The sequence below is a fragment of the Candidatus Spongiihabitans sp. genome, assembly GCF_965247905.1.
GTDB lineage: Bacteria > Pseudomonadota > Gammaproteobacteria > Arenicellales > Poriferihabitantaceae > Spongiihabitans.
The window spans coordinates 780,002-803,738 of sequence record NZ_OZ252047.1; the positions used below are offsets into that span (position 1 = coordinate 780,002).

General features: G+C 53.7%; 31 protein-coding genes. 9 read left to right on the forward strand and 22 right to left on the reverse strand.

The genetic code is table 11. The features are described from left to right. Positions 1 to 27: 27 nt before the first annotated feature. From nuoH to ACP158_RS03870, 6 genes are read right to left on the reverse strand one after another with little or no spacing between them, the layout of a single operon-like run. A complete protein-coding gene (gene nuoH / locus ACP158_RS03845; protein ID WP_424948394.1) occupies positions 28 to 1,074 on the reverse strand; it encodes an NADH-quinone oxidoreductase subunit NuoH in 1,047 nt (348 codons plus the stop codon). Positions 1,075 to 1,079: 5 nt separating this feature from the next. After that, positions 1,080 to 3,548 carry an NADH-quinone oxidoreductase subunit NuoG gene (gene nuoG / locus ACP158_RS03850; protein ID WP_424947658.1) on the reverse strand — a complete coding sequence of 823 codons (2,469 nt, stop codon included), beginning with the start codon at positions 3,546 to 3,548 and terminating at the stop codon, positions 1,080 to 1,082. Further along, positions 3,545 to 4,906, reverse strand: coding sequence for an NADH-quinone oxidoreductase subunit NuoF (nuoF, locus tag ACP158_RS03855; RefSeq protein WP_424947659.1), 1,362 nt, complete (start codon positions 4,904 to 4,906; stop codon positions 3,545 to 3,547). The genes nuoG and nuoF overlap by 4 nt, the downstream gene beginning before the upstream one ends. Continuing rightward, positions 4,903 to 5,388 carry an NADH-quinone oxidoreductase subunit NuoE gene (nuoE, locus tag ACP158_RS03860; RefSeq protein ID WP_424947660.1) on the reverse strand — a complete coding sequence of 162 codons (486 nt, stop codon included), beginning with the start codon at positions 5,386 to 5,388 and terminating at the stop codon, positions 4,903 to 4,905. The genes nuoF and nuoE overlap by 4 nt, the downstream gene beginning before the upstream one ends. Positions 5,389 to 5,407: 19 nt before the next feature. Continuing rightward, positions 5,408 to 6,661, reverse strand: coding sequence for an NADH-quinone oxidoreductase subunit D (locus tag ACP158_RS03865; protein WP_424947661.1), 1,254 nt, complete (start codon positions 6,659 to 6,661; stop codon positions 5,408 to 5,410). Between the two features lie 21 nt (positions 6,662 to 6,682). Continuing rightward, positions 6,683 to 7,072 (reverse strand): hypothetical protein, encoded by a 390-nt coding sequence (locus tag ACP158_RS03870; RefSeq protein ID WP_424947662.1) that lies wholly within the window; start codon positions 7,070 to 7,072, stop codon positions 6,683 to 6,685. A 21-nt stretch (positions 7,073 to 7,093) separates the two neighbouring features. Here ACP158_RS03870 and ACP158_RS03875 point away from each other — a divergent pair, with 21 nt between their 5' ends. After that, a complete protein-coding gene (locus ACP158_RS03875) occupies positions 7,094 to 7,234 on the forward strand; it encodes a hypothetical protein (protein ID WP_424947663.1) in 141 nt (46 codons plus the stop codon). Positions 7,235 to 7,268: 34 nt separating this feature from the next. On the opposite strand, the gene ACP158_RS03880 is transcribed toward ACP158_RS03875, so the two are convergent. The 5 genes from ACP158_RS03880 to dapE form a co-directional block, all read right to left on the reverse strand. After that, positions 7,269 to 7,889: an NADH-quinone oxidoreductase subunit C gene (locus ACP158_RS03880; RefSeq protein ID WP_424947664.1), complete on the reverse strand. Its 621-nt coding sequence runs from the start codon at positions 7,887 to 7,889 to the stop codon at positions 7,269 to 7,271. Between the two features lie 62 nt (positions 7,890 to 7,951). Further along, positions 7,952 to 8,464 (reverse strand): NuoB/complex I 20 kDa subunit family protein, encoded by a 513-nt coding sequence (locus tag ACP158_RS03885; protein WP_424947665.1) that lies wholly within the window; start codon positions 8,462 to 8,464, stop codon positions 7,952 to 7,954. A 15-nt stretch (positions 8,465 to 8,479) separates the two neighbouring features. After that, positions 8,480 to 8,836 (reverse strand): NADH-quinone oxidoreductase subunit A, encoded by a 357-nt coding sequence (locus ACP158_RS03890; protein ID WP_424947666.1) that lies wholly within the window; start codon positions 8,834 to 8,836, stop codon positions 8,480 to 8,482. Positions 8,837 to 9,385: 549 nt separating this feature from the next. After that, positions 9,386 to 9,544 (reverse strand): hypothetical protein, encoded by a 159-nt coding sequence (locus tag ACP158_RS03895; RefSeq protein WP_424947667.1) that lies wholly within the window; start codon positions 9,542 to 9,544, stop codon positions 9,386 to 9,388. A gap of 529 nt (positions 9,545 to 10,073) precedes the next feature. Then, positions 10,074 to 11,276, reverse strand: a complete 1,203-nt coding sequence (dapE, locus tag ACP158_RS03900; protein WP_424947668.1) for a succinyl-diaminopimelate desuccinylase — start codon at positions 11,274 to 11,276, stop codon at positions 10,074 to 10,076. Between the two features lie 91 nt (positions 11,277 to 11,367). On the opposite strand from dapE, the gene ACP158_RS03905 reads away from it, so the two are divergent. The 3 genes from ACP158_RS03905 (at position 11,368) to dnaQ (ending at position 13,524) form a co-directional block, all read left to right on the forward strand. Further along, entirely contained in the window at positions 11,368 to 12,261 is an 894-nt protein-coding gene (locus tag ACP158_RS03905) for a class I SAM-dependent methyltransferase (RefSeq protein WP_424947669.1), read from the forward strand. Positions 12,262 to 12,322: 61 nt separating this feature from the next. Then, entirely contained in the window at positions 12,323 to 12,769 is a 447-nt protein-coding gene (gene rnhA / locus ACP158_RS03910) for a ribonuclease HI (protein ID WP_424947670.1), read from the forward strand. Positions 12,770 to 12,774: 5 nt separating this feature from the next. Continuing rightward, on the forward strand, positions 12,775 to 13,524 hold the full coding sequence (gene dnaQ / locus ACP158_RS03915) for a DNA polymerase III subunit epsilon (protein WP_424948395.1): 750 nt from the start codon (positions 12,775 to 12,777) through the stop codon (positions 13,522 to 13,524). A 122-nt stretch (positions 13,525 to 13,646) separates the two neighbouring features. Here dnaQ and ACP158_RS03920 read toward each other — a convergent pair whose 3' ends face one another. Next, positions 13,647 to 13,835: a type II toxin-antitoxin system HicA family toxin gene (locus ACP158_RS03920; protein WP_424947671.1), complete on the reverse strand. Its 189-nt coding sequence runs from the start codon at positions 13,833 to 13,835 to the stop codon at positions 13,647 to 13,649. Between the two features lie 232 nt (positions 13,836 to 14,067). On the opposite strand from ACP158_RS03920, the gene ACP158_RS03925 reads away from it, so the two are divergent. Together ACP158_RS03925 and ACP158_RS03930 are read left to right on the forward strand one after the other, a co-directional pair. Then, positions 14,068 to 14,205 (forward strand): hypothetical protein, encoded by a 138-nt coding sequence (locus ACP158_RS03925; RefSeq protein WP_424947672.1) that lies wholly within the window; start codon positions 14,068 to 14,070, stop codon positions 14,203 to 14,205. Beyond that, positions 14,163 to 14,327 carry a hypothetical protein gene (locus ACP158_RS03930; RefSeq protein ID WP_424947673.1) on the forward strand — a complete coding sequence of 55 codons (165 nt, stop codon included), beginning with the start codon at positions 14,163 to 14,165 and terminating at the stop codon, positions 14,325 to 14,327. Before ACP158_RS03925 ends, ACP158_RS03930 begins: the two co-directional genes overlap by 43 nt. 51 nt (positions 14,328 to 14,378) lie before the next feature. Here ACP158_RS03930 and ACP158_RS03935 read toward each other — a convergent pair whose 3' ends face one another. The 4 genes from ACP158_RS03935 to ACP158_RS03950 all read right to left on the reverse strand — a co-directional run bounded on the left by ACP158_RS03935 (position 14,379) and on the right by ACP158_RS03950 (position 16,363). Beyond that, positions 14,379 to 14,609, reverse strand: a complete 231-nt coding sequence (locus ACP158_RS03935) for a hypothetical protein (RefSeq protein ID WP_424947674.1) — start codon at positions 14,607 to 14,609, stop codon at positions 14,379 to 14,381. Between the two features lie 29 nt (positions 14,610 to 14,638). After that, on the reverse strand, positions 14,639 to 14,860 hold the full coding sequence (locus ACP158_RS03940; protein ID WP_424948396.1) for a type II toxin-antitoxin system HicB family antitoxin: 222 nt from the start codon (positions 14,858 to 14,860) through the stop codon (positions 14,639 to 14,641). Positions 14,861 to 15,465: 605 nt separating this feature from the next. Further along, positions 15,466 to 15,765, reverse strand: a complete 300-nt coding sequence (locus ACP158_RS03945) for a YciI family protein (RefSeq protein ID WP_424947675.1) — start codon at positions 15,763 to 15,765, stop codon at positions 15,466 to 15,468. A gap of 31 nt (positions 15,766 to 15,796) precedes the next feature. After that, a complete protein-coding gene (locus tag ACP158_RS03950) occupies positions 15,797 to 16,363 on the reverse strand; it encodes a septation protein A (RefSeq protein ID WP_424947676.1) in 567 nt (188 codons plus the stop codon). Between the two features lie 103 nt (positions 16,364 to 16,466). Between ACP158_RS03950 and ACP158_RS03955 the strand changes: the two genes are divergently transcribed. Together ACP158_RS03955 and ACP158_RS03960 are read left to right on the forward strand one after the other, a co-directional pair. Next, positions 16,467 to 17,114, forward strand: coding sequence for a deoxynucleoside kinase (locus ACP158_RS03955; RefSeq protein ID WP_424947677.1), 648 nt, complete (start codon positions 16,467 to 16,469; stop codon positions 17,112 to 17,114). 2 nt (positions 17,115 to 17,116) lie between these two features. Next, positions 17,117 to 17,530 carry an acyl-CoA thioesterase gene (locus tag ACP158_RS03960; RefSeq protein WP_424947678.1) on the forward strand — a complete coding sequence of 138 codons (414 nt, stop codon included), beginning with the start codon at positions 17,117 to 17,119 and terminating at the stop codon, positions 17,528 to 17,530. 16 nt (positions 17,531 to 17,546) lie between these two features. On the opposite strand, the gene ACP158_RS03965 is transcribed toward ACP158_RS03960, so the two are convergent. From ACP158_RS03965 to ACP158_RS03990, 6 genes are all read right to left on the reverse strand, one after another. After that, complete coding sequence (locus ACP158_RS03965; protein ID WP_424947679.1) at positions 17,547 to 17,699, reverse strand: hypothetical protein; 153 nt, start codon at positions 17,697 to 17,699, stop codon at positions 17,547 to 17,549. Positions 17,700 to 17,736: 37 nt separating this feature from the next. After that, on the reverse strand, positions 17,737 to 19,008 hold the full coding sequence (locus ACP158_RS03970) for a tetratricopeptide repeat protein (protein WP_424947680.1): 1,272 nt from the start codon (positions 19,006 to 19,008) through the stop codon (positions 17,737 to 17,739). Between the two features lie 17 nt (positions 19,009 to 19,025). Further along, entirely contained in the window at positions 19,026 to 19,691 is a 666-nt protein-coding gene (locus ACP158_RS03975; RefSeq protein ID WP_424947681.1) for a tetratricopeptide repeat protein, read from the reverse strand. Between the two features lie 203 nt (positions 19,692 to 19,894). After that, complete coding sequence (locus ACP158_RS03980; RefSeq protein ID WP_424947682.1) at positions 19,895 to 20,389, reverse strand: DUF2971 domain-containing protein; 495 nt, start codon at positions 20,387 to 20,389, stop codon at positions 19,895 to 19,897. Between the two features lie 226 nt (positions 20,390 to 20,615). After that, positions 20,616 to 20,996: a carboxymuconolactone decarboxylase family protein gene (locus tag ACP158_RS03985; RefSeq protein WP_424947683.1), complete on the reverse strand. Its 381-nt coding sequence runs from the start codon at positions 20,994 to 20,996 to the stop codon at positions 20,616 to 20,618. A 111-nt stretch (positions 20,997 to 21,107) separates the two neighbouring features. Further along, positions 21,108 to 22,442: an aspartate aminotransferase family protein gene (locus ACP158_RS03990; RefSeq protein ID WP_424947684.1), complete on the reverse strand. Its 1,335-nt coding sequence runs from the start codon at positions 22,440 to 22,442 to the stop codon at positions 21,108 to 21,110. A gap of 184 nt (positions 22,443 to 22,626) precedes the next feature. Between ACP158_RS03990 and ACP158_RS03995 the strand changes: the two genes are divergently transcribed. After that, positions 22,627 to 23,604 carry a TAXI family TRAP transporter solute-binding subunit gene (locus ACP158_RS03995; protein WP_424947685.1) on the forward strand — a complete coding sequence of 326 codons (978 nt, stop codon included), beginning with the start codon at positions 22,627 to 22,629 and terminating at the stop codon, positions 23,602 to 23,604. Positions 23,605 to 23,737: the final 133 nt, after the last annotated feature.

Consider the following 23,737-nt stretch of genomic DNA (forward strand, 5'->3'; position numbering starts at 1 on the left):
GTGATTCACTTGTCGAACATGATTGCGTTATTGGAAGATATACCCAAATGGGGTGTAAAACTTGCCTAGCCCAATGACCGCAATCCAAACCAGCGTCACCGGAATCAAGACTTTCCAGCCCAACCGCATAATCTGATCGTAGCGATAGCGAGGGAAAGTCGCTCTGAACCACAAAAAGAAAAATGCGACAAAGGCAGTTTTGATGCCAAACCAAAATAGCGGTGGCATCCAGGTAAAAGGCGCGACCTCAACCGGCGGCAGCCAACCACCCAGGAACATCAGCACGGCCAGGGCGGCAATCAGAAGCATGTTGGCATATTCGGCTAAAAAGAATACCGCAAAAGCCATGCCCGAATATTCAACATGAAAACCGGCGACGATTTCTGATTCGCCCTCGGCAACATCAAACGGCGCGCGGTTGGTTTCCGCCACACCAGAAATAAAGTACACAATAAACAATGGAAACAAAGGCAAAAAGTACCATTGCCAGAACCCGCCGGATTGATGCAGCACAATTTCCCGCAAGTTGAGGCTGCCAGCCACCATTAAAACCCCGACCAGCGCGAAACCCATGGCGATTTCATAAGCCACGATTTGTGCCGCCGAGCGCATGGCGCCCAGAAAAGCGTACTTGGAATTTGAAGCCCAACCGGCGATGATGACCCCGTAGACGCCCATGGAAGTGAGGGCAAGCACATACAACAAACTGGCATCGATATTCGCTAACACCAGAAAATCTGTAAAGGGCATCACCGCCCAGGCGGCCAGCGCCGGCGCCAGAGACAGAATCGGGGCAATCAAAAACAGAAATTTATTTGATTTGGCGGGAATGATGATTTCCTTCATCAACAATTTCAGGGCATCGGCAATCGGCTGAAGCCAGCCTTTGGGCCCGACACGATTTGGCCCCACCCGCGTTTGCATATAGCCAATCACCTTGCGCTCGGCGAAGGTGAAATAGGCGACGCTGAGCATCAATGGCAACAGAATCGCCATAATCTTGATGACGACCCAGGAGGTTGTTTGGATTGCTTCGGGCAGCCACCCGGTCCAGGCGAGATAAACCTCGTGCATCGCGCTCACGCCCGCTTCGCCTTGCTGACGGCCTTGACGGCGACCACGCCGTGCGCGCCGAGCGCGGTCGTCTCCGAAAATCCCGCCGGCACATAAACGCAATCAGGCGGAATGCGCTCGTCCGCCTGCAACGGCAAGGTGGCGCTGCCGCCAAAGTCGTCGCCGTTTCGCACCACCACTTGCTCGACGGCGGCGAGGCCGAGGCGGTCGATCATGGCGCGGTTCATGCGCGCCGCAGGCGGCGGGTTGTCGGCGGTTTTTTGTAGCGCCGCCGCGTTACGCACGGTTTGGTCGCCGCGATACATCGGCATATCCAGCAACCTGCGCAGGTCGCCGTTGCCGCGCTTGGCGCGCCGCGGCACGGGTATCTTCCAGGCCGCGGGCGCGGCGATGTCGCCGCCCGCATCAAGCTCCGCGCTCACCTGCGCCAGCGAGACAAAATCAAAGCCGGGCAGGTCGAGGAAGTTGCCCAGCACGCGCAGGATTTTCCAGGCCGGGCGAGATTCCCGCGGTGGAGCAGTGGCCGCTGCGGCGTGCTGCACCCGGCCTTCGCAGTTGACGAAGGCGCCGGCGGTTTCGGTGAAGGCCGCCATCGGCAGCAGCACATCGGCGTAGTCCAACGCGCCCGCGTTTTGGTAGGCGGTGATGGACACCACGAACTTCGCGGCGCTGAGCGCGGCGGCGGCGGCGCGGCCGTCCAGGGCATCGAGTTCGGGCTCGCTGGCAAGCAACAGGTAAGCGCGGCGCGGTTGGGCGAACATCGCGGCGGCGTTGTGTCCGGCCCGCGCCACCGCGGCTCCGCCCGGGCCGCGGTGCGGCAGGCAGCCGGCCCGCCAGGCCGCCACGCTGTTGCCCGGCGCGAGCGTCGCCAAGCGGTTGCCGGTGGCGTCGCAAATCCATCTCGCGATGGCTCTCAGTACGCTGGCGTCTTGGTGCTGCTGCGCCAACGCACCGAGGATGACCACGCCGTCGGCGGCCGATTCCACCAAGGCCTGAGCAATGACCTGAGCGATGGCGCCGGGCTCAAATCGGCGCATTGCCACGCCTTGCTCAGGTCCTTGCTTAGGGGAGTAGAACCGTTTTTTGCGGCGCGCCTCACCGGACCAGCGCGCGATTTCACCGGGTAATGCGCCGCCGCTGGCCTTGGCGACTTCCACGGCCACGGCCGCAAAGCAGGCCGCCATATGCTCGCCGACCGGGGTCTGCGATTCCACTGCAAAATTTTGCGGGTATTGGATCGGGTTGATGCAGTGTATGCGCGCGCCGTCGCCATGATTGGATTTGCGCGTGGCGGCGCGCAACCTCAGGGCCAGCAACGGCTGCTCCTTGCGGATATTGGAGCCGACCAGCAACGCGGCGCGCACCGCGTCGAATTGCGCAATCGGCAACTCCGAGACCGGGGGTGGCGCATGTGCGTCATCGCGGAAATCGCACTGCTGCACGCGATGATCAACATTATTGCAACCATACGCGCGCGCGAGTTTTTGCAGCAGGTAATACTCTTCCATGGTGGAGGTGTAACCGGCCAGCGCACCGAGCTGGTCGCCGTCGCCGGCGATGGCCGCGCGCATGCCGTCGGCGGTATGTTGCAGCGCCGTCTCCCAGTCCACTTCACGCCATTTGCCGCGAGATTTGATCATCGGCGCGCCCAGCCGCCGCGCGCTGTTGACCGCTTCATAACTATATCGGTCGCGGTCGGCCAGCCAGCAGTCATTGACTTGCGGGTTGTCGCGCGGTAGCACGCGCTCGACCCGGCCGCGCAAGGTTTGAATATTAATATTGGCGCCGACGCAGTCGTGCGGACTAATGCCTGGGTGGTTTTGCAACTCCCACGGGCGCGCGGCGAAGCGATACGGTTTTGATGTTAATGCCCCGACCGGACACAGATCAATCATGTTGCCGGACACTTCCGAGTCCACCGAGCGGTTCAAGAAGGTGCCGATGTAAGCCGATTCGCCGCGCCCCGGCATGCCCATTTCCATCACCCCGGCGACTTCCTCGCCAAACCGCACACAGCGGGTGCAGTGAATACATCGGGTCATTTCCGTGGCAACCAGCGGGCCGATGTCGTGGCTTGGCACGGCGCGTTTTTTCTCCAGGAATCTGGAGTCATCGTTGCCATAGCCCATGGCTTGGTCTTGCAACGGACATTCGCCGCCTTGGTCGCACACCGGGCAATCCAAAGGATGATTGATCAGCAAAAATTCCATCGTGCCCCGCTGCGCCGCCTGCGCGTATTTTGATTGGGTAAACACTTTCATGCCGTCCATCACCGGCGTCGCGCAGGCCGGCAGTGGCTTGGGCGCGCCCGCCACTTCCACCAGGCACATTCTGCAGTTGGCGGCGATGGACAATTTTTCGTGGTAGCAAAACCGAGGGATATAAATGTCGTTTCTGTCGGTGACACAAATCAGCATTTCACCGGCCTGAGCCGGCAGGGATTTGCCGTCCACTTCTATAGTTACTGTGGTCATGCGGCGTTGGCGGGGTTGGCTGCCGCTCCTGCGCGTCCTGCGCTCGCGGCATACAGGCCATCCGTGGCCATAACTTTCGCTTCAAACTCGTGGCCGAAATGCTTCAGGAAACTTTGCACCGGCCAGGCCGCGGCGTCGCCCAAGGCGCAAATGGTGCGGCCCTCAATGCGGTTGGCGACATCCAGCAGGGTGTCCAGGTCTGACATCACGCCCCGGCCATTGTTTATGCGCTTGATAATGCGATATAGCCAGCCGGTGCCTTCGCGGCATGGCGTGCACTGGCCGCAGGATTCCTCAAAGTAAAAATAAGCGATCCGTTCCAGCACTTTGACCATATCGGTGGTTTCATCCATGATAATGACCGAACCGGCGCCGACCGCCGAGCCGTGTTGCTGCAGCGAATCGTAGTCCATGTTCGCTTGCATAATATTTATCGCCGGCATCACCGGCACCGACGAGCCGCCGGGAATCACCGCTTTCAATTTCCGCCCTTTCCAAACGCCGCCGGCCATTTTCAAAAGTTCGCTAAACGGCGTGCCCATTTTAATTTCATAGTTGCCCGGTAGTTCGACATGACCGGTCACCGAGAACACTTTCACGCCGCCGGCGTTTTCCACGCCCAGATTCTTGAACCATTGGCTATCCATCCATTTGCCGTTGCCGCGCAAAATCGCCGGCACCGAGGCGAACGATTCGGTGTTGTTGATCGTGGTCGGTTTGCCATATAACCCGAATGCGGCGGGGAATGGCGGCTTGAAGCGCGGCTCGCCTTTGAAGCCTTCCAAGGAATTGAGCAAGGCGGTTTCTTCGCCGCAAATATAAGCGCCCGCGCCTAAATGGCTGTACAGGTTGAAATCGAAACTGGAGTCCAGCACATTGCGCCCCAGATACCCGGCTTGGCCGGCTTCTTTCATGGCCCGTTCCATGGCCTCATAGGGCTGCCAAAATTCGCCGCGAATATAGTTGTATCCAACAGTCGCACCCATCACATAGCCGCCGATGACCATGCCTTCGATCAACGCATGCGGGTTGAATCGGAGAATATCCCGATCCTTGCAGGTGCCCGGCTCGCCTTCGTCGGAGTTGCAAATCACATATTTTTGACCGTCGGCGTCGCGCGGCATAAAGCCCCACTTCACCCCCACCGGAAAGCCGGCGCCGCCGCGCCCGCGCAGGTTTGACGCTTTCAAGGCTTCGATGATTTCGCCCGCCGGCGTTTGCTCGCGCAGGATTTTTTCCAGGGCCTGATAGCCGCCGTTCGCTTGATAGCTTTTCAGGGTCCAGGGCTGGTCTATGGACGAATCCGGCAAACACACGTTGTATGCCTTACGCACCGTATTAAATTCAATTTCGATCACGTCAACGCCTGCAAGATTGTGTCGATTTTTTCCGGGCTCAGATTTTCATAGTAATCGCGGCCGATTTGCATCATCGGCGCGCCGGCGCAGGCCGCCAGACATTCCACTTCCTTTAAAGTGAATCTGCCGTCGTCGGTGGTTTCGCCGAAGCCAATACCCAATTTATCCTGCAAATGATCGACGATTTGGTCGCAGCCGCGCAACATGCACGAGATGTTGGTGCACACGCTGATCTTATGCTCGCCGACCGGTTTTAGATCGTACATCGAATAAAATGTTGCCACCTCGTAGGCGCGCACCGGCGGCACGCCGATGACCTCGGCGACATGTTCAATCATCTCATCCGACAGCCAACCGTGTTCCTCCTGCGCGATTCGCAACGCCGCCATCAACGCTGACTGCCGCCGATCTGGCGGGTATTTAGCAAGTTCATTATCGATTTCCCGCAATGAAGCGTCGGAGAGCAATGCTTTGTCTAGCATAATATTATCGGTCTATACATCATCTATCAATTTCCCCGAACACGATATCCTGGGAGCCGATGATGGCCACCATATCAGCCAGCATGTGACCCTGGGACATTTCATGCAACGCCGCCAGGTGGGGGAAGCCCGGGGCGCGGATTTTGCAGCGATACGGTTTGTTGGCGCCATCGGAGATCAGATAGATTCCGAACTCGCCTTTGGGATGTTCGATGGCGGCGTAGGCTTCGCCGGCGGGAATGCAGAAGCCTTCGGTGAATAATTTGAAATGATGAATCAAGGATTCCATGTCGCCTTTCATATTTTCCCGCGAAGGCGGGATTAATTTATGGTCATCAACGATGACGGGGCCCGGATTTTTTCGCAGCCAGTCGATACATTGTTTGATGATTCGATTGGACTGACGCATTTCTTCCACGCGCACCAGATAGCGGTCGTAGCAGTCGCCGTTGCTACCCACCGGAATATCAAAATCCATTTGCGGGTAAATTGCATAGGGCTGTTTCTTGCGCAAGTCCCATTCCACCCCGCAACCGCGCAGCATAGCGCCGGTGAAACCAAGCGCTTTGGCCCGTTCTGGCGTGACAATGCCGATGTCCACGGTGCGTTGTTTCCAGATGCGGTTGTCGCTCAGTAGCGTCTCATATTCATCCACGCAGTGCGGAAATCGATCGGTAAACGCTTCGACAAAATCCAGCAGCGAGCCTTCTCGGTCGGCATTGCGCGCTTTGGTTTGCGCTTCGGAATGGCGTTTGGTTGGCGCATATTTTGGCATGGTCTCGGGCAGATCGCGGTACACGCCGCCCGGACGGTAATAAGTCGCATGCATGCGCGCCCCGGAAACCGCCTCGTAGCAATCCATCAAATCTTCGCGCTCGCGAAAGCAATACAGGAACACGGTCATCGCGCCGACATCCAGCGCGTGCGCGCCGAGCCACAGGCAGTGGTTCAAGATGCGCGTAATCTCGTCGAACATCACGCGGATATACTGCGCGCGAATCGGCGGCGTGACGCCCAGCATTTTTTCTATGACCAGCACATAGGCGTGTTCGTTGCACATCATCGACACATAATCCAGCCGATCCATATAGCCGATACTCTGGTTATAGGGCTTGGATTCAACCAGTTTTTCAGTGCCGCGATGCAGCAGCCCGATATGCGGGTCGCAGCGCACGATGACCTCGCCGTCCATTTCCATGATCACGCGCAACACGCCGTGCGCGGCCGGATGCTGCGGCCCGAAGTTCATGGTGTAGTTGCGGATTTCAGACATGATCGTGTTGGTATTATTTTGTTATTTAGTTTTTTTGCATTTTGTACGAAGCGATGGTGCTACGAAGTCCTCGCTTCCGTAGTAGTAATACAGCCCATCGCCGTCTGGCTTGATAACGAAGGCAGATTTATATACGTAATTATCCAGATCCAAGTCAAAGTTCCAGCGATGCGAGATTCCCTGCTGATAGTAAGATGCTTCTTTGCGGATTCCGTTGGCTTCGATTCTTCCGGCATCAGGTTCGCCGTTTGGGTTTTTATAAACCCATGTTTTTATAATAGGAACATTTGAATCCGATAAGAATTCAAAACAATCCCAACGTGCCGCAATGGTTGGCTCTTGCGCGCTACTTAAAACACTTGCGCTAAATAAAAACAAAAACGACGCGATACGATATTGGTGTTTATTCATGAAATTTTTTCCTCACTATTAATGACAAGGGCTATTGCCCTTGGGTTTAATAGCTGGATTCCCGCCTGCGGCGAGAATGACGGAAGTTTTGTTTTTCGTCATTACGAAACACAAGTAAGCGCAGGATATTTTTCGTTAGGCAAGGCGCGCAACACGGCATAACGGAAAATAGGCAAGCGTGAACGACAAGACATCATCATCGGATGATGCGCGGCACCAGGACCCGCTCTTCAATGGTCACCGGTTGATAAATCACGCGTCCTTGCTGTTCGTCGTAGCGCACCTCAACGTGCCCGGACAACGGAAAATCCTTGCGGAACGGATGGCCGATGAAGCCGTAATCGGTCAGCAAACGCCGCAGGTCCGGGTGGCCGGTAAATATAATGCCGAGCAAATCGAAGGCTTCCCGTTCAAACCAATTGGCCGCGGGCCAAACATCAATCACCGATTCAATGGTCGGTGGCTCGTTGTCCAGTTCGGCGCGCAACCGCAAGCGGAAGTTGTGATTCAAGGACAGCAGGTGATACACCACCGCATAGCGACTGCCGGGCCATGAGGTTCTATTTTGTGACGTTGCATTTTGTGTCCCGTTTCCCGGGGGAGCGTCCTCTGCCTCACCGTAACTCGAATAATCCACGCCGCATAAATCAATCAGTTGATCGAACTGGGCGGTTTTATCATCCCGAAGTTTTTGACAAACTGTTTTGATGTCCTGGCCGGCTATTTCGCAGGTCAGTTCGCCAAATTCCACGCGCTCGGACAACAGCGCATCGCCGAGCAGGGTTGGCAGGTATTCTCTTAATTGCGACAAACTCATCAGCGCCGTTGCCATGGTCACAAAGCAGTATGGATGGATTGGAAGCTCATTGCGCCCGTGGCTTACCTGAGCGGTTGTCGGTCGGGCATGCCGGGCGCCGGCCGCGCAATAGTATTGGTCTTTTTGATCTTCTTTTGCAGTTGCAGGATGCCGTAAATCAGCGCTTCGGCGGTGGGCGGGCAGCCCGGAACATACACATCCACCGGCACGATGCGATCGCAACCGCGCACCACCGAGTAGGAATAGTGGTAGTAGCCGCCGCCGTTGGCGCATGAGCCCATGGAGATGACCCAGCGCGGTTCCGCCATTTGGTCGTACACCTTGCGCAAGGCCGGGGCCATTTTATTGGTCAGCGTGCCGGCCACGATCATGACATCGGATTGTCTGGGGCTGGGGCGAAATATAATGCCAAATCGATCGAGGTCATAACGCGCCGCGCCGGCTTGCATCATTTCCACCGCGCAACAGGCCAAACCAAAGGTCATCGGCCACATCGAACCGGTGCGCGCCCAGTTAATCAGATCATCGAGCCTCGCCGTGGCGAAGCCTTTGTGTAATGCGCCTTCTAAGGCCATTGGTTTACTCCCATTTCATTCCCACTCGAGGGCGCCCTTTTTCCACTCATAGATAAAACCGATGACCAGGATGCCAAGGAACACCATCATCGCCCAGAACCCAAACACACCAATTTCATCGAGCACAATCGCCCAGGGAAATAGAAACGCAATTTCAAGATCAAAAATTATAAACAGAATCGCAACCAGATAATAACGCACATCAAATTTCATTCTGGAATCTTCAAAAGGCTCAAACCCGCATTCATATGGAGAAAGCTTCTGAGCGTCGGGTTTATTGGGCGCCAGCACCTTGCCCACACCAATCGCCACCGTGCCGAGTGCCAGCCCGACTAGAATAAACAGCAAGATCGGAAAATAATTGGTCAGCACAAAGATCAATCTCCGCAGATATTATTACCGGTCATCGTCACCGGTTTTCAAGCGCTGGATTTGAGCGCAATCCGGCTATTCTAATTCATTTGTTTGGTTTTCGCAGGCCTGAACTGAAATTAGCGTCGGCTACCTATTGGGCTCAGCCAAGCCGCCATTCCCGTGCGGGAACGTCACCCCTGCGGCAGCTAGGGGCGGGGGACGAATGATTGACTGGATTGTGCGTATCGTCGGCTTTGGCTTCCTGCGTCGCTCTACCTCCGCCGTCCATGGCGTCGTCCCTGATACGCACTCTGCGGGTTCGCTACGCTCGCGAAAAAATTGCCTGAAGCCATTTTTTCCAACCCCTGTTTTTACAGGGGTAACGTTCTTTCGTTGGAATGACGGCCCAGACGCGGCGGTAATACTCATAGCTCGTCATTATCGGGCTTGACCCGATAATCCAGTGAAAAATCCAGCGGCGAAGCCGCTGACATTATCCGGCGGTGGGGTCGGCGTACGCCCCGGGCGCGGGACGCGCAGGAGCGGCAATCTGCACTTCCACCACCCCTAGTGGTCGTGTCCCGCTACGCGGGACGCATAGTTAACTGGATTCCAACTTTCGTTGGAATGACGGCCCGGGCAGGAATGACGAACCCTTGTTATCCCGTCATTATCGGGCTTGACCCGATAATCCAGTGAAAAACCCAGCGGTGAAGCCGCTGACATTATGCGGCGGCGGGGTTGGCGTACGCCCCGGGCTTGTGGTTTTGGCAAATAATTGTTCCCGACATTATTTGCACTTCCGCCTGTCGGCGCGGTCGGCAGATTTTTGCTCCTGCAAAATCGGCACTTCCGCCATCCCTGGCGGTCGTGTCCCGCTACGCGAGACGCATAATTGACTGGGTTCCTGCCCCTGTTTTCACAGGAGTGACGTTCTTGCACGGGAATGACGACGGGAAATAGAGCGACAAAATCACTTCCCCATTATCAACAGAAACCACCTCCTCGTGGCATCATTTTCCGTTAGCAACACAACTCTCGTTCAGTATCATTCAGGCCGAGACCACACACTGCCTGGAGTAGGGATGTATTAGCCAACGGCGCGATTATCGGTTTTGCGGGTTTGCGGCTGATTTTTAAGAATGGATATGACTTCAATTACACTCCGGCGTCTTATAGGCAATAACCATTCGGTTCTGGCGGGAATCGCGTGACCATGACATCATGTTTTTCCGTTCTCAAGCTCGGTCAATTTTTACGGCGCCAACAGCCGGGTCAGGATGTTTTCATAACATGCCGATAATAAATCGAGGTCTGTGGTCGAGACCTGTTCATTGATTTGGTGGATGGTGGCATTGATTGGGCCGAACTCCACCACCTGAGCGCCGCTGGGCGCAATAAATCTTCCGTCCGAAGTGCCGCCGGCGGTTGACCGGGTTGGCGTGCGGCCAGTAACTTCGGTAATGCTGGCGACGACCGCGTCCACCAATGCGCCGGGTTTGGTTTGGTAAGGATAACCGGGCATTCCCCACTGGATTTCAAAATCCAGATGGTGCTGGCATAAAATTGCTTCGAATTGTTGCTTTAATTTTATGTCGGTGGTTTGCGGGGAATAGCGAAAGTTAAAATCAATCCGAATTTCACCAGGAATAACGTTCGACGCACCGGTTCCGCCGTTGATATTGGACAGTTGGAAGCCGGTGGGCGGAAAAAATTGGTTTCGCTTGTTCTCGTCCTGGTCCTCGTTCCGGTCCTCGTCTTGCTCCCATTTTCTTGAAACCAGATCGGCGAGTGCGGGCAGGGCGGTGTGCAGCGGATTCACGGCCAGATGGGGATAGGCGATGTGGCCTTGTTTGCCTCTGATTATCAACTTTCCGTTGATTGAACCGCGACGCCCGACCTTTACGGTATCTCCAAATGTTTCCGAACTGGTGGGTTCGCCGACGATGCACATATCGATCTTGACCTTGCGGGCATCCAACTCGGCGATGACTGCTTGGGTGCCCCATTTGGCGACGCCTTCCTCGTCGCTGGTGATCAACAAGCCGATGGCGCCATTATGGTCCCCGCCACTATGATTATTATGAATTTCAACGAAGCGCTCGCATGCGGTCACGAAGCAAGCGATGCTGCCTTTCATGTCGGCGGCGCCTCGGCCATGCAGCATGCCATCCTTTATCGCGCCGTCGAAAGGCGGCATCGACCATTGCGCCAATGGCCCCGTGGGCACCACATCGGTGTGTCCGGCAAAAACCACCAATGGCTTTGCTGTCTGGTGATGTTCACGTCCCCGGGTCGCCCAAAGGTTGGTCACATCGTGGAAATTGATTTGCTCGCAAGTGAAACCGATGGCAGCTAGACGTTGCGACAATAGCGTCTGGCAGCCAGCGTCATCGGGCGTTTCCGAGCGCCGGCGGACCAACTCCCTGGCCAGTTCTACGGTGGCTGAATGTGACATCGTTGTAATGCGCTGAGATCAATTTTATGGCGCGTATTGTAACGATAAAACGCCGATGAAGCGTGCGACAAAATAGATTAAAATAAGCGCGATGAACGAGTGGTTCAAAACATCCTTGGGGCAGTCCATTATTAATCAGGAGAAGGAGAAGTGTGCCCAGTTGGTGCCGTCGGGATACTATGCGCGCAGTCTGCAGGTCGGGATGCCTTGGGTTGATTATTTTGCAGGCATAGAAGTGTCCTCGAGATTTGTGATCGATACCCAATATCCTCAATTCATCGACCGGCGGCAATTCATCGACCGGCGGCATGAAAAAAATGCGCGATGCCATTACGCCGTTTCATCCAGCGCGGCATTGCCGTTTCCCGAAAAAACCCATGATTTGGTCATATTGCCGCACACCCTGGATTTTTGTCCCGACCCGCATGAAGTGCTGCGGCAAACCAGCCAGATTCTGGTTGCCGAAGGCTGTATCGTGATTATTGGATTTAACTTGATCAGCTTTTACGGCGCGATGAAATTATTCGCCCATCATAAAAAAGACGGGCATAAAAAAGACGGGCATAACAAAAGGATGCCGCGGAATGGCCATGACGATGGGCGTGACGATGGCCATTACTATCGCCATTACTATAGAGTAGGCCGGGTGCAGGATTGGTTGGCGCTGCTTGGATTTGATTTGGCCGGCGCGGCGATGACATGCTGGCGGCCGCCGGTGCAATCAGAAAAATGGCGCGACCGTCTGGCGTTTGTCGAAAAAGCCGGGGAGCGCTGGTGGCCGGGGCTGGGCGGGGTCTACGTGATCGTGGGCAGGAAACGGGAAATGGCAGCGACCGCCTTGCCGAAAAGAGCCCGAACCTGGCATAGCCTCATCCCGGACCTGGCTCAGCCCGCCTCTCAGTCATCCCGGCGGGCAGCAAGAATTGGCCTGAAGCGGGCGCAAAAAACTGATCGCCGTCTGCTTCAATATGAGGGTTCAACATGAATATTAAGCATGAATATTAAGCATGAATATTAAGCATGAATATTAAGCATGAATATTAAGCATGAATATTAAGCATGGGAGGCAAGTGGTCATATACACCGACGGCGCGTGTCGCGGAAATCCAGGTCCGGGGGGGTGGGGCGCATTGCTGATATTCGGCGAGCACGAAAAAGAATTGTCTGGCGGAGAGCGCGAGACCACGAACAACAGAATGGAATTGCGCGCGACCATCGAGGCGCTGAGCGCGCTGACCAAGACCTGCGACATTGAGTTATACACCGATTCCACTTATGTGAAAAACGGCATTCAAGTGTGGCTGGGAAAATGGAAAACCAACAACTGGAAAACCGCGAAAAAAAAACCGGTGAAGAACCGGGCGCTTTGGGAGGAGTTGGACGATCTTTCATCGCGCCATCGCGTCAGTTGGCATTGGGTAAAAGGGCATGCCGGCGACCCCGGCAACGAGCGCGCCGATGCGCTTGCCAATCGCGGCATTGACCAACAATGAGTTCCATCAGGCAAATCATTTTAGACACCGAGACCACCGGGCTGGAACCCGGCCAGGGGCATAAAATCATCGAAATAGGTGCCATTGAAATGCTCAATCGGCGCATGACCGATAACCGATTTCATCGCTACATCAATCCGCAGCGCGAGATCGAGGAAGCCGCGACCGAGATTCACGGCATCACCAATCAAGACCTTGCAGACCAGCCCGTTTTTGAGGACATCGCCGCGGAACTGCTGGAATTTATCACAGGCGCCGAGTTGATTATCCACAATGCGCCATTTGACCTGGGCTTTTTGAATCATGAGTTTAAGGTGTGCGGGCGCGGCGACGGCGTGATTGAACAGCATTGCCAGGTGCTGGACACCCTGGTGATGGCCCGGCACAAGCACCCCGGGCAGAAAAACAGCCTGGATGCATTGTGCAAGCGTTATGGCGTGGATAATACCCAGCGCACCCTGCACGGCGCGTTATTGGACGCCGAGATTCTGGCGGACGTTTATCTGCAAATGACCGGCGGCCAGACGACCTTGCTTGGCGAATCGGAAGCCCTGATCATGCCATCCGGGACCATGCCATCAAGCCAGCACAAGGAGGTGAAAATCGATCCGCAAGATGTAAAAAAACTAAACGCGACTCAGGCGACTGCGGAAGAACTCGAACAACATGATAAATGGCTGGCACTGCTACGCAAGGAGTCGAAAGGCGATGTGGTATGGGACAAAGTCGCGGGCAGTGGGTCGGGAATGGTCTAGATCGAAAATTGAGCGCGGGTTGACCGAATTTTTTATTTGGGCGGATGACGGACTTTGTGAAACAGAAAACGGTGCGAATTGGTCGCTTACAAGGAAGCCGGCTGAATTTACCGTGTTAGCAACTATTTGATTGGGTCCACGCCCAAATCCCGGCATATTTTGTTTGCCAATATATCCGTAATCTCAGAATGCCGCGGAATTGCCGAGCGGTTATTCAGCACAGGATTATGCCACCACGAGTGTTTGCCGCCTTCTCTCAAGAAATCACATCCTTGTTCGCGAAGGTGTTTCAGCAACGCCCTTCTTTTCATACTGCGATACTTTCTTCTTGGTTCAAGATACTTTAAGCGGTCGATTTCGGATAGATTTCAGCAGATATTGACCCCCATTTTCGTGGCGCATATTGAAGCGAAACTCACACTCTTTCAAAGGGGTCCGGCTACGCCGGACGACATATTTTAACTGGATTCCCGCCTGCGGCGAGAATGACGGGCTGGGGGGACAATGGTGAATCGGAAGGCGATGAGTTCTTTTGAGAAGACAATGGTAAATAAGTGTCACGCAAAGCGTGACACAACCGGCGGCTACGCCACTCTGGATTCCCGCCTGCCGGCGAGAATGACAAATAAGGGTCGTCATTGCCCGGCCCATATTATTATTATTGGCCGGGCAATCCAGTGATTAAACCGTTCGGCGTAGCCGAACTCCTTTGCTTTGATGCCGCGCCGTTCGATGCGAGAATGACAGCATGGCGATGGTGCTTGTTGCTTACCGCTAATGTATGCGCGCGTCTCGGCGGCTAACGCCACTCTGGATTCCCGCCTGCGGCGAGAATGACGGCCGAGACGGCGGTGCTAAAACACCGCTGGAAAGGAACAAAACGGGCAGTGAATCAGTGAACACATACGCTCGCATTGCCCGGCCATGTGTTGTCTGATTTGAGTATACAATCGGCTGGTCGCTGGGCCAGAGATGCCCGTGATTTGAGCAACTTTGCAAGCCTTGATATCAAGGCAAAACAGCCGTGGAATGGCCCTGAATTTATTCTCCGAAATTCGGCAACGAATGACATGCTTGTTTTTCATTTATTGAACAATTAGTTATGACCATTTCACTATACCTTAAAGTATCTTGAACCTTCTTCTTTATAGCCACTGCCCGCCGCCGATAATGCATCCTGGCGATTAAATTCCACTGCTTCTTTAAGCGTGATCCCCAAAGTCTTTTTCAGTTCATCGCGGGTTTTCTCCTGACAATTGACGCCCGGCACTTCTTCAATCCACCCGACCCACCAATCATTTTCTTTTTTAATTACCGCGGTATATGCGTTTTTCACAATATCACATCCTGTTTTACAAAACTCCAGTAACGATATTTTTCCGCTACCTCTTTTTTCAACCATTCTAGTTTGTGGCTCTGCTGAGATTATCAGTGAGAAAACACCTTTGGTTTCTCGGTATCCAAGATTATTCTTGTTGTCAATCAAAAATAAATTTGGGATTTTCAGGTGAAAAAAATCGTCATTTCCTCGTCCCTTTTGTAAAAGAATATTCTGGAACTCCCCAGTTTCCAATTTACTTTCCTTTATTTCTATCCACCAAGAATACTCTTTAGCCCGTGACTCTTCGGGTTTGTATAGTTTGGAAGATCTAATGTTCCTATCCATCTGCCCGTATTTTTCTTTATACCACGCTTCGGCGGCCTGTCTGGTGTTCATGTCGTTCCTCTTAAAATATAACAGTTTGTGCGATGGGTATATGAAAGTGCTGCTTTTGAAGAAAAGCGATAACCGTCCGCGCCCGAGTTATTTCACCATATACCTTTACCGTACCTTTATCAAGGATTGTTCTGTTGGCAGTGTTACTGTTCGGCACTTATGCTCCAGTAGCCTCAATGTTTCTTGTTGAGTATTTTGCCGCACTGCTTTTTAAAAAAGCAAGATTATGGAAACACTTTTTTATACGGCTTTACTTCCACGCTTTCATATACCCCGGCAATCACATAAGGATCGGCGTCGGCCCAAATCCGCGCGGCTTGCAGGCAATCAAACTCGGCGATGATTAAACTTCCGGTGAAACCGGCGGTGCCGGGGTCTTCGCTGTCAATCGCGGGGTTGGGGCCCGCCACCAACAATCGGCCCTGGTCGACTAACTCCGCAAGGCGCGCGACATGGGCCGGGCGCGCGGCGAGTCGGTTCTCCAGACTGTTGGCAACATCTTTTGCGTAAATGGTGTAATACATTATTGATGCCTATGTTTGGCCTATCCGCTTGTTATCTGTCGGGCTCTTTCATTTTGATATGCTTGGACAGGAAAAACATCTGCCCGATGATGAACGCCAAGGTCAGTCCGAGTAATCCGAACACCTTGAAGTTCACCCAGGTTGCGGTGCGGATGGCCGCATCGGCGCCTGCATTATAGTAGAACGCCACATAAAGATTGAGGGCGCCCATGACTAAAAAGAATATCGCCCAGGCGCGGTTCAGGTTTTTCCACACCGCATCGGGCAAGGCGATTTGTTTGCCCATGACATATTCCAATGCAGATTTTTTGGCGAACAACAACATGCCGACAATCACCCCGGAAAACAGCCAATTGACCACGGTCGGTTTCCATTTTATGAACACGTCGTCTTTTAGCAGTATGGTCAGGCCGCCAAAAAAGGTGATGATGATCAAGGTCATGATATGCATTGATTCAAAGCGGCGGTTTTTGGCCCAGAAGACCGTAACCTGGATGAATGTGGCGATAATTGCCGCCCCGGTGGCGACGTAAATATCGTAAAATTTGAATGTGCCAAAAAATATCAGCAGGGGGAACAGATCGAACAGGAGTTTCATGGTTGCGGCATTTGAGTTAAGCGTGTTTAATTGGCGGAAGGGTTGAAGGCATGAGAGTATACGAAGTTGGTCGCAATGAAGTAAACAAAAACGAAGTAAACAAATGAGGTGCAAAATAACCAATAAGAAATACATTGTTGTGGAAGGCCCGATCGGGGTGGGGAAAACAACCCTGGCCAAAAAGATCGCGTGGTCCCTCGGCGCCGCCTTGATGCTGGAGCAATCGGCCGACAATCCGTTCCTCGAGCGGTTTTATAAATCGCCCGAACAATACGCCCTGCAAACCCAGTTGTATTTCCTGTTCCAGCGGGTGCGCCAGTTAAGCGAGTTGCGCCAGGGCGATCTATTTACACCCCTGCGGATTGCCGATTTTATGTTGGATAAGGATCCGTTGTTCGCGCGTATCACATTGGACGACGACGAATTAGTCTTGTACGAGCAGGTTTATCAGCGACTGGCTCTGGAGGTGCCAGCCCCGGATTTGGTGATTTATTTGCAAGCGCCGAGCGAGGTGCTGGTCAGTCGAATCCGCAAGCGCGGCGTGTTGTTCGAGCGCAACATGGAGCGCGACTATTTGGAGCAGATCACCGCATCCTACACCCGATATTTTTTGTCGTATCACCAATCCGCGCTGCTGATGGTTAACGCGGAAAATTTAGATTTTCTGAATGATGATGAACACTATAAGTTGTTGCTGCAGGAAATACACGCCATCTCGTCCGGACGACATTATTTCAACCCAGTGATTTAGCCATGCCCGACCAGTTCCCGGAAGACTCGTTCCCAAAAAACCATGCCCCGTCATTGCGCACCGTGGCCATGCCTGCGGACGCTAACCCCAGCGGCGATATCTTCGGCGGCTGGATCATGTCGCAGATGGATTTGGCCGGCGCGATCTATGCCAGTTATATGGTCAAAGGGCGGCTGGTCACAGTGGCGGTCAAAGGCATGACCTTCCACCTGCCGGTGTTCATCGGCGACCAGGTGAGTTGCTATTGCGCGGTCGAAAAAATCGGCACCACCTCCATTTCCATCCGCATCGAAACCTGGGTGCGGCGCAAGCAATCGGCCGAGCAAAACCTGAAAGTGACCGAGGCGACCTACACCTATGTCTCGATTGACCAACACCGAAGACCAACCGCAATCAAGCGCATTGACGGTGCCTAACCGCCGCTGCCTGCGCTCACTTTCGTGTCGCCGCGGTCGCCACCACCACCGTCGTCATTATCGGGCTTGACCCGATAATCCAGTAAGACATGCGTCCCGCGTAGCGGGACACAAAACCGTCGCGGTGTGTTACGCCGTCGTCGTATATGGTGCGGCTAACGCCGCGCATGTTTTACTGGATTCCGTGCCAAGCCGGAATGACGGTATCAGCGATTTTCAATCGCTTCCAGTCGCCGCGCCGCTTCTTTTTGCGCCGAACGAATTTCGCTTTTGGATAAATAATCGTTCCAATTTTTGTTGCGTAAATTATCTGCCGCCGTCTCGTTGCCGTTTGCTTTTGCAGTATACCACCAGATATAGGCTTCGCGTTCATCGGTAATCACGCCTTCGCCGGTCCAGTATAAAGCACCCAAATTATTTTGCGCCTCCGCAAGCCCCTGCTCGGCCGCCATCCGATACCAACGAACCGCTTCGCGTTTATCCATAGCAACGCCTTCGCCACTCCGGTATGCATTGCCCAAATTATATTGCGCTTTCGCATTTCCTTGCTCCGCTGCCGTGCGCCACCAACGAACCGCTTCGCATTTATCTTCATCAATGCCCTCGCTATCCCAATATGCGCTGCCCAAATTATATTGTGCCGTCGCATCTCCCTGCTCCGCCGCCATGCGCCACCAACGAACCGCTTCGCGTTTATCTTCATCTACGCCCGCGCCATCCCAATATGCAAGTCCCAAATTATATTGTGCCTCTGCAATCTCTTGCTCGGCCGCCATACGAAACCAACGCACCGCTTCTCGTTTATATTCATCTATGCCTTCGCCGTGCCAATATGCAAGTCCCAAATTATATTGCGCATCCGCATACCCTTGCTCGGCCGCTAGGCGATGCCAACGTACCGCTTCGTGCTTATCTTCATCTACGCCCTCGCTATCCCAATATGCAAGTCCCAAATTATGTTGCGCTTTCGCATTTCCCTGCTCCGCCAACAGGTGCCACCAACGCACTGCTTCACGCTTATCCACATCAACGCCTTCGCCATTATCATATGCAACGCCCATATTATGTTGTGCCTGCGCAAACCCTTGTTCCGCCGCTTTGCGCCACCAGCGCACTGACTCTCGTTTATCTTCATCTACGCCCACGCCATCCCAATATGCAACGCCCAAATTGTATTGGGCTTTCGCATTTCCTTGCTCCGCCGCCAGGCGATACCAACGCACCGCTTCGTGCTTATCCTTAGCGACGCCTTCGCCATTCGCATATGCAACCCCCAAATCATATTGCGCCGCCGCATACCTTTGCTCCGCCGCTTTGCGCCACCAACGCGCCGCTTCGTCGAGATCTACATCAACGCCTATGCCACGCGAATAAGCAACACCCAAATTAAATTGCCCCATCGCGTCCCCGCGCTCCGCAAGTTCCCGATAAAGCCGCAACTCGCCGATGTTAATGGTGCCGCTGTTACTGTTGGACATGATTATTTTTGCACCGATTATTCTTTGCGATTTTCAATTTCTTCCAGCCGCGCCGCCGCCTCTTTTTGCGCTGAACAGATTTCGTTTTTGGACAAATGCTTGCGCCAATTATTTTCGTGTAAAAACTTTGCCGCCCTTCTATTGCCATTCACTTTGGCAATGGACCACCAGATATACGCCTCGCTCTTATCCATAATCACGCCTATTCCGTAACAGTATGCAAAGCCCAGATGAGTTTGCGCCTGCATATGCCCCTGCGCCGCCGCTTTGCGATACCAGCGCACTCCTTCGCGTTTATCTCCAGCACTACGTTTGCCAGAATCACTACGTTCGCCAAAATAGTAGGTATCACCCAATTTGGTTTGCGCCTCCGCAACCCCTTGCTCGGCCGCCATGCGCCACCAACGTGCCGCCTCGCGTTTGTCCATTGTAACGCCTTCTCCGTTATCGTAAGCAACACCTAAAAACAATTGCGCTTTCGTATGCCCTTGCTCGGCCGCTAGGCGATACCAATGCTCTGCCTCGCGTTTGTCCTCATCGATTTCCTCGCCTTTCCAATATGCACGACCCAAACTATATTGTGCCCACGCATGCCCCAGCTCGGCCCACGCGCGCAGTGCTGCAATATTTTTGCTTGAAGTTTGTGGAACTACGCCGAAAATCCGCGCTATCTTTCTCATCATTGTCATCATCAATTTCCCGGCGTTAATCCAATCATCATTTTGCTTGGTTGGATAAGTTTAAATCCATAGATTCTCATTCCGGTTCTGCACCATTTTAAATTCCGTGAATGCCGCACGAGCCTTAAATCTTTCAATATTTGAATCATTGTTGCCAAGTGCTTTGGAAATATCTGCACGAGATATATCGGATTCTGCACCCACAATTATCTGTTTAAGATCAAATATGATAGAAAAATGTTTATAATAAAACCATTCGTTTTGGGTCTTAGGGGCTCAAAACATCTATATTCCTGTTCATATTTCCAGTGTAAAAATTTCCTTGTAAGCAACTTATCCATGAAATTGTTGGCGTCTTCTTTGTTTTTTGGCGACCTGAATCTGTTTTCCACATAGCGCACTTTCAGCAGGTTTTTATTTGTCTCTGGGATGTCGAATCCCAGACATAAGCCTTTGTATTCTTCAGCATAATGCGCCCACTGAACAGGGTTTTTCCGGCTTTCACTGAAACATAACAACCCGTATTTTTTTGACAAATGGCATTTGAGTCCTTCAAATGATCTACGATCATGTTTATTTGAAAGCTCAACACCTAAAAATTCAAATGGATCGTTTAAGTCCATAATGTTTGAGATTTTCAAACGCTTATCGCGTAAAGCCTCAAGACCGTATTTCTTATTTAAGAATTTATAAACTCGCATTGCTCTGTCCTCATAAAAAATAAATCGTCATCGCCACCGTCGTGGTATGTGGTGCGGCTATCGCCGTGCATGTCTTACTGGATTCCAACTTGCGTTGGAATGACGGACCTTTGTTCCGGTCACGAAGTTACTCGTGTAATTCCAACGGTATTGCTTCGCCGTAGGGACAGGTCGCGACCTGTCCCTACATTCGTCATCGTCACCACCACCGCAACGCTGCGCGCCGCTACTCCAACCCGGTTTCCTCGATGACTTTTTTCGCGGCGCGGAAACATTCCAGCGATTGCGGCACGCCGCAGTAAATGCCGATGACATGGATGATGGCGCGCAACTGCTTTTTGGTCACGCCATTGGTGATGGCGCCGCGGCAATGTATTTCCCATTCGTTCATTTTGCCGAGCGCGCCGAGCATGGTCAGGTTCATCATCGATCTGGTTTTCGCGTCTATGGCGTCATCGCCCCAGCCAAAACCCCAGCACCACTCGGTCATCATCTCCTGAAACGGCCGCGTAAAATCGTCCGCGGCCTCAAGATTTTTATGGACATATTCCGCGCCCAGCGTGGCTTTGCGTTTTGCCAAGCCCAGTTCAAAACGTGCTTTGCTCATTAGTCTTCTCCGGTTTGTGATTCCCGCAACTTCAAGGAATCGGTTAGTTTAAGTTGTGTCGCGCGACCGCGTGACGATGCCGTGTTCATGGCCGAGTTCATGGATATGTTTCTAAGGTGAAATATGCGCGATCGCCGAATGAATCGTTGCGTCCAGTTTGTCGACGATCTCGTCGATATGGCTTGATTGGATGATGAACGGCGGCGCGAGCAAGATGTGATGCCCGCGCTTGCCGTCGAGGGTGCCGGCATCGGGGTAAATCATGATGCCGTTGTCCATCCCGATTTTTTTCAGCGCCACGTCCAAGTTGCTGTCGGCGGCGAACGGCGTTTTTGTCGCCCGGTCTTGCACCAATTCAACGCCGAGGAACAAGCCGCGGCCGCGAATATCGCCGACCTGTGGATGATCGGCGAATCGCTGCTTGAGCGCGTCGAACAGTTGCGCGCCGCGCGCTCGGACGTTTTCAAGCAGGTTGTTGTCATCAATATATCGTTGCGTGGCCAGGGCCGCGGCCGCGGAACTCGGATGACCGATATAGGTATGGCCGTGCTGAAAGTTGCCGCCGTCGGCGCTAATCGCGTCGAAGATTTTTTGGGTCGCCATGGTCGCGGCGATGGCTTGGTAGCCGCCGCCCAAGCCCTTGGCGATAGCGACTAGGTCGGGAGTTATGCCCTCGTCTTCAAAGGCGAAATGCCGCCCGCTTCGGCCCATGCCGCACATGATTTCATCCATGATCAACAGCACGCCATGCCGGTCGCAAATCTCGCGTATGCGCGAAAAATAACCCGCCGTCGCCGGCGCTGCGCCGAGCGTCGAGCCGACAATGGTCTCGGCAACGAACGCGATCACCCGCTGGTCGCCGAGCGCGTGAATCGCTTGCTCAAGTTCGTCGGCGACGCGCAGCCCGTATTGTTGCTCGGTTTCATCATCGTTGCGCCCGCGGTAGGCATAGCACGGGGAGATGTGGTGCGAACGATTTAGTATCGGCGCGTAGACCTGCCGCCGCGCGAAGTGCCCGCCCACGGACAATGCGGCAATAGTATTGCCGTGATAACTTTGTCGGCGCGAGATGAAATACTCGCGCTGCGGCTGGCCGATTGCCACGAAATACTGGCGCGCCATTTTCAGCGCGGTCTCGATGGCTTCGGAGCCGCCGGATGAAAAATAAACTTTGTGCAGCGCCCGATGCGCGCGCCCGACCAAAAGCGCGGCCAATTGCTCGGCGACTTCGGTGGTGAAAAAACCGGTATGCGCATAAGGCAGTTTGTCCAGTTGCGACTTGACCGCGTCGATCACATATTGGTTATGATGACCCAGACAGGAAACGGCGGCGCCGCAGCATGCATCAATATATTTTTTGCCGCGGCTGTCAATCAGATACGGACCATCGCCGCGCACCGCTTGGGGGTAATCATTTTGCAAGTTTCGATGAAAGATATAACTCATGACATGTTTATTTTTCGGGTTGCGTTTTCAAGGTTGCATTCGGGCGGTAGTTTAGTTTACTCTTGCGCTTGTGGGCGAATAATGTTTATAAAAAAGTTGCTCGTGCATCCTTGTACTCATCAGGAAACCGATTAATCAGAGGGTTCCCTATACTAATGTGTTTTAAGATTCGGAGAAAAAAATCATGAAGTTAAAATCAGCAGTCATTGCCGCGGCACAAGTCGGCATCCTAGCCGGCGCGCTCGCTGGCGTCGGCACCGCGACAGCGGCACAACAATTCATTTCCATCGGCACTGGCGGTGTCACTGGCGTTTACTATCCAACCGGCGGCGCGATTTGTCGGCTGGTGAACAAGAACCGAAAAGAGCATGGCTTTCGTTGCTCGGCGGAATCCACCGGCGGATCAATTTATAACATCAATACCATTCGCGCCGGCGAACTTGAGTTTGGCGTGGCCCAATCGGACTGGCAATACCACGCTTACCACGGCACCTCTAAATTTAAGGATGCCGGCAAGTTTGAGAATTTACGTGCGGTCTTTTCGGTTCACCCCGAGCCGGTGACCGTTATCGCCAGCGACAGCTCGGGCATTGTCAATATTGACGACGTCAAGGGCAAGCGCATGAACATCGGCAACCCGGGCTCCGGCACGCGCGGTACCTGGGAAGTGCTTGAACAAGCGCTTGGCTGGGAGCGCAGCGACCTGAGACTGGCCGCGGAAATGAAATCGGCGGAAACCGGTCAAGCCGTGTGCGATGGCAAAATTGATGCTTATTTCTGGTTGGTCGGTCATCCTTCGGCGTTGACCCAGGAATCGCTGGCGACTTGCGACGCGCATCTGGTGAATGTCACCGGCCCGGCGATCGACAAGTTGGTTGCGGATAATCCCTATTACCGCACCGCGACCATCCCCGCCGGCATGTATAACAACGATAGCGACATCCTCACTTTTGGCGTTGGCGCCACGTTCGTGTCCAGCGCCGATGTGTCTGAGGACGCGGTTTACGTTGTGGTCAAGGCGGTGTTCGACAACTTCGGGGATTTCAAAAAATTGCACCCGGCTTTCGCTAATCTGAAAGAGTCCGAGATGATTACCGATGCGCTGTCGGCGCCCTTGCATGCTGGCGCAATCAGGTATTACAAGGAACGCGGCTGGATGTAGCAAGACGCGAACGGGCAGGCCCGAGTTGACTCTGAGTTGACTCGGGCAGGGCACGGTTTTCAGGCCTGCCCATCCATCCCCACTAAAATCATCTTGCACCACGGATGATTTCAAACCTGTAAAAATTGAAGCG